The sequence below is a fragment of the Candidatus Angelobacter sp. genome, assembly GCA_035607015.1.
In the GTDB taxonomy this organism is placed as follows: Bacteria; Verrucomicrobiota; Verrucomicrobiia; order Limisphaerales; family AV2; genus AV2.
Genome location: DATNDF010000232.1, coordinates 1 through 4,956, shown reverse-complemented (window position 1 = coordinate 4,956; position 4,956 = coordinate 1). Strand labels below are relative to the sequence as shown.

5 protein-coding genes are annotated in these 4,956 nt (G+C 57.1%); 3 read left to right on the top strand and 2 right to left on the bottom strand.

Annotated elements, in window-relative coordinates; all coding sequences use genetic code 11:
* The first annotated feature begins 51 nt into the window (after window positions 1-51).
* The gene (locus tag VN887_09520) at window positions 52-285 is read left to right on the top strand and encodes a hypothetical protein (GenBank protein HXT40250.1); all 234 of its coding nucleotides are present in this window, start codon (window positions 52-54) and stop codon (window positions 283-285) included.
* Window positions 286-1,758: 1,473 nt separating this feature from the next.
* A complete protein-coding gene (locus VN887_09515) occupies window positions 1,759-1,974 on the top strand; it encodes a hypothetical protein (GenBank protein ID HXT40249.1) in 216 nt (71 codons plus the stop codon).
* Between the two features lie 134 nt (window positions 1,975-2,108).
* Here VN887_09515 and VN887_09510 read toward each other — a convergent pair whose 3' ends face one another.
* Together VN887_09510 and VN887_09505 are read right to left on the bottom strand one after the other, a co-directional pair.
* Window positions 2,109-3,032, bottom strand: a complete 924-nt coding sequence (locus VN887_09510) for a GH25 family lysozyme (protein HXT40248.1) — start codon at window positions 3,030-3,032, stop codon at window positions 2,109-2,111.
* Between the two features lie 513 nt (window positions 3,033-3,545).
* Window positions 3,546-3,977 carry a hypothetical protein gene (locus tag VN887_09505; GenBank protein HXT40247.1) on the bottom strand — a complete coding sequence of 144 codons (432 nt, stop codon included), beginning with the start codon at window positions 3,975-3,977 and terminating at the stop codon, window positions 3,546-3,548.
* Between the two features lie 492 nt (window positions 3,978-4,469).
* On the opposite strand from VN887_09505, the gene VN887_09500 reads away from it, so the two are divergent.
* Window positions 4,470-4,956 (top strand): thioredoxin family protein (locus VN887_09500; protein ID HXT40246.1); only part of this gene is annotated, 487 nt, incomplete at its 3' end.

Below are 4,956 nucleotides of genomic sequence, written 5' to 3'. Positions count from 1 at the left end.
AAACAGACGCTCGCCAATTCTTCCACAAGCCATAAGGTCTAGGCCACTCTCATGTCACACCCGCTTTTCCAGCTTTTGCAGAGGCTTGAGGACGTAAAGATTCACTTCACGCTTTCACGCAATCGCGAGGATACGGTGCTCGTCACTCTGACGTTGGTCGGCGAGCGAGTGGAGGTCGATGTCTTCGAGGACGGACACATGGAGGTCTCACGTTTTCCTGGCAGCGAGGACAGTGTCGGAGGAGCCGAGTTGGTGGAGAGATTGATTGATGAAAACCGAGACTGAGCGGCCTAACTGTTGTACATCTCGAGAGGTTGTCCGTAGTTTTGGTGAGTCTGGAGCTGGGAGTGAGGTCGGTGGAAATTATGGTCGTGGAGGAAGAGGGGGAGGCAGGCGGCGCGGTGGTTCGCGCGCGAGTGAAACGGCGAGGGTTTCTTTATGGACGGCCAAACCGGGGTGGAGGATATTTCGGGCTGATTTCATGAGTATCTGTTTCCTTTCTTGTTTAATGAACAGTTCTTCGGAACTTCTAAACAGATGGATCGGTCCCGCATCCGCGGGGCAATCAACGCTACAAGTCAAACAGACGCTCGCCAATTCTTCCACAAGCCATAAGGTCTAGGTGTCTTCATCGCGTTCCGCGTCATGTCACGGCCAAAAAACGTTCTTCCAGTTCACCTCGATGAATTTGGAGATGCTATGCACACCGAGTCCGACCGAGGCTGTATCCTTGTCGCTTGCCACGTTCTCGACGTTGCGTTGGCTCGGTTGCTCCGCACTTCGTTTGTGCGTCGTCGCGTTGTCATCAAGCGGGCGGTTGGCCCCTTGTTCGAGCCGACACGTCCGCTTTCATCTTTTTGGGCGAAGATTCACTTGGCATACGCCCTTGGCTCGCTTCACGATTGGGTTTACTCAGATTTGCAGACGATTCGCAGTCTCCGCAACGCGCTCGCACACTCCCATCGTTCGTTCTCATTCGACGCGCCAGATATTCAGCCGTTGCTTCACCAATTGCAGTGTCCGCGCCGCGGACTTGGATACCCGCGCATCTGGTCCGTTCGCCGGACGTTGGAGGCGTGCAGTCGCCTCGCGGATGAGTGGGGCACGAAGGGGAAGTCACCGAATCAGGTTTATTTCATCGCAGGCTTTCACTACCTTCATGGATATCTTACGGATGGTCGAGCGTATGCGACACACAAACGAGACACCTAACACCGCGCGCGTCTGTGTGAAAACTTCCGGGTTGTTTTGAATCGGGCGACCGGGCGGCGAAACATCTGTCGGGGAGGGATTGAAAGATTTTGGATTCAGCGGGAGCGACGCCCCGGTGTGGGGAGATGCTCCGGTTGCTGCCGTAAGGAGATGAGGGAAAAAGCCGCGACGTGGCCCTTCAACTGACCGCGGCCATCGCTTCCATCAACGACTCGTTCTCCTTCTGCGTGATGGCCAGGCGAAGCCGGGGAATCCGCACGCGATGGAAAAGGCGATGGGGTCGTTGTGGACATCCCTGCCGATATGGAGGATAAAGTTCGTGTGTCTTCTTTCCTTTCAGGGTTCGAGCTAACGACCCACCGCTGTGGCCCGGCCTCCCGGCTCACGCCGGGACGCAGCCCACGTTCTCAGAAAGCAGACACGCTTGGTTCACCCATCGCCAGCCATAGTGACCAGGATGGCCGGACGTCTGGCCACCGACCAAGGCCGGGTCAGCCCGGGTTTTCGGTAGCGGTGATCTAATGGTGTGGTACGATAAGGCAGCAAATGATATTGCCCGAAAAAAACAAAGCGGTTGTGGGACCCGAAGAGACCGGGAAATGTCGTGACGGGATCGCCGTTCCCGGGACGCCGACAGATGCCGGTACGGGTGCCAAAACCTCCGATGCGGATGCACCGACAAAAGAGCTGACGCCCGAAGAGCAAATGGCGCTTTTCGAAAAGGAGCTAAAGGACAATGACTGGGGGCACCAGCCCTGTTGAGTTTCCAGGGCTGGCAGGAAAGACGGCGTTTCGGGCGTAACAAACCGGCTCGCGGAATTGCTGAAGGCGTGTTGAAGGCCCCGATTGGTTGCGGCGACAGGCCGTTACTTGATTACGGCTGTAGGCGTTCGAATCTAGTCAGACGCGGCGACCCGCAAGCCTGCGGTTTCGATGGAATTTGCACCACGCGCCGAAAACACCCTCAGGTCAAAGATGTTCAAATCAACCTGGATCATCGGGTTGTCCAGGACCGTGTCCAATGCGTACTGTTTGCCCGTGCGCGTCGTCCATCCACCAAAAGTGCAACCGGGGTTTGCCAGGTCGGGTTGTTTGAGGTCGTCACCGCCGATCGTTTTCGGATGCCAGAGAGGCAGGTTGCTGAACTGTTGAGTATCTCCAGTTACTTGCTGCCAGTCGTCTTTTTTCGTATAGATGACGACATTCAACCCTGTTCGTTGCACTTCTTGAACCGCTTCGGCAATCCGTGTTGCGGCTTGTTGCTGCGCAAATGCGTCCGGCGGCTCCGATTGCAACCCCGGTGAGAGTTGATTCCGCGAGCTGGTTTCGACATCAATCGCGAGGAAACCGACGTGGGCGGATTCGTCACCAAACGCGGCAAGGGCCTCGCGAATCTGGCGGCCTCCGTCAAACGCGGAAGCAAAATTCAAATAGCAATAACCGGCGGTGAGCAGTCCCGCGCTTCGCGCCCGGCTCAACTGGGCGCAGGCGTGGCCGTTGGGATGCACACCTCCCCAGCCGTTGACGATGACGAAGCGGTAGCCTTGGCGCCTGATGTTCTCGAAATCCTGCAAAGTGGGTTCACCGGCAGAGCGCGAAATGTCGATTCCGCGGGCAAACGAGACGGGGGAAATGTCGGGACCCTGTGGAGGAGGCGGAACGTCCGCTGCCGGCACAACGGCCTCACGAAATGGCGGCAGTGTTGCGGGGCCCGATGCGGAGAAAAACAGCACACAGGCCAGCGTGCAGATGACAACCGAGCTTCGGCGACGAAACGCCTTCGCTTCCGGGGCTCGTATGCTGAGGGACGTAATTGTCATTTCCCTGGCGTCTGCAGGAGGTATGCCACCCACGTTTTTGCGGCAATCGTGATTGGCCAAAGTGAAAAGTAATCCGGAATCGCGACATCATTCTGTACGATTTGTGTGCGCGTCCATCGGAGGCCCGATGCTCACGCGACTCTACTCACGTTAACGGATCGAAGAACGAACGAAATCTCTGACGGATGACGAAAATGCAGTTGGAAGAGGAGGAGTCATCAGACGTTCCGCGTGCTCGGGCCGATCTGGTTTGGCCGGGACGGGTGGGGTAGGAGCGGGAGGCACGCGTCCAGGCGCGCTATGCGAGTTTGTCCCGCTGATGGTGTTCTCCGGGTGCGGGTTGGATCTTCAGACCGTGAGGAAGTCTTTCGCTGGGGTTAGACGCTGTTGTTTCCAGCGGGCGTCCGATCGGGTTCGGCCGCAATTCCTCGAGGTCCTCAACCGAAGGGCGCACGGTCGATGGCACTTGCACGTAGGGTCGGTCATCCGTCCCGCAGTTTGGCGACGAGTAATCTATTTTTCCAAACGCCTGTAAACGGCGAGCGACGGGGGACTTCGGCGTTCCCTGTCGAAGTCTGATGCGATGGTCCAGGTGTCGTCGCCGAGCTGGTAGATGAGCGTGCGATCATCGTCCACAGGATTCATCTCGGCTTCGCTCTGGCCCGCTTTGATATTGGTGACCTTCATTATGTTGAACGGGCCAAGCTTCTCGACCTTCACGTCGCCGGTGGCATACAGGCGGGTGGCGCCGTCGCTGCCTGCAATTCGGAAGACCAGTTTGTCTTTTTTGATCTCAATGGTCTGGGTGTACGATTGTCCTTCGTCAGTCGTCTTTTTGGCCGACCATTTCCCGGCCATCTTTTCAAGATCGTCCGCGGCCGCATTGGACGCGGCGGCGAGGAGTAAGATGGCTCCCGTCGCACAAAACAAAGATGTGGTTTTCATAGCTGGTTGGGATCGAATTGCGGACGCACGGTGACAGCCGCGGATCAATTCTTCAAGCGCGAATCTGGTGCGGGCAACGACGGATCACCCCCGTTTCAGCGGGGGCCAATCGCCCGGCCGGCCACCCATGTCTGTCGGCCAATCAGGTCTGGAAGGCCGGATTGCGGACGCCGCAAATGGAATGCCTATTGCTGATCACTGTTTCTGATGTTTATGAACAAAAACACGAATCTGATTGAGAGGGCACTTTCAATGCGGTTTTCCGGCCAATCGCCACTCCTGCTCATTTGCCTGGGAGTGCTGATTTCGTTGCCAGCTCGCGGCGCGGATGGAAATGGTGAACCCGATTCACAGAAAAGTTCTTCGCGGTCCGGCCCAGGCTTGCAAGGGGAAGTCCCTGCTCCCTCCGCTAGTGCCCCGAAACCATCCAGCGCCGACTCAAAGCCGGCCAAAACAGACGCTGCCACTCTCGTGGGTAAAGGTGCTGGAGAAGTGGAATCGACGTTGGGCAAACCCACGGGCAGGCTTCAAACCACGCAGGGTGCGCTTTGGCTTTACGCGGACTGGAGGATCCAGTTTGACCATCAGAATCTCGTGCTGAAGGTCGAGAGGGATCAACCGCTGCGGCTCGCAAAACTTGATCCGCAGTTTGTCGCGGCAGCCGAAGCAGCAGACAAGGCTGCGGTCGCCAGAGCCGCCGCGGACGACGCTGCTCGAATAAAAGCGAACGCGCCCAAGATCGAGAAAATCAGAGTTGTTTCCCGTGGTGGCCAACAAGTGGACCTGCCTTCGCTTCTTACCGAGGGAAAGATTACCATCGTTGATTTTTACGCAGAGTGGTGCGGGCCGTGCAGGAAACTGAGTCCCGTCCTTGAACAGTTGGCGAAGGATGACGCGGATGTGGTTTTGTTGAAAATTGACATCGTTGACTTGAACACGCCGGTAACCCACCAATTTGGCATTGAGTCGATCCCCAACG

Excerpts from the sequence above, each read along its gene's own strand:
- VN887_09505 (HXT40247.1), bottom strand. The coding sequence starts at position 3,977 with ATGAAAACCACATCTTTGTTTTGTGCGACGGGAGCCATCTTACTCCTC.
- VN887_09520 (HXT40250.1), top strand. The coding sequence starts at position 52 with ATGTCACACCCGCTTTTCCAGCTTTTGCAGAGGCTTGAGGACGTAAAG.
- VN887_09510 (HXT40248.1), bottom strand. The coding sequence starts at position 3,032 with ATGACAATTACGTCCCTCAGCATACGAGCCCCGGAAGCGAAGGCGTTT.
- VN887_09515 (HXT40249.1), top strand. The coding sequence starts at position 1,759 with ATGATATTGCCCGAAAAAAACAAAGCGGTTGTGGGACCCGAAGAGACC.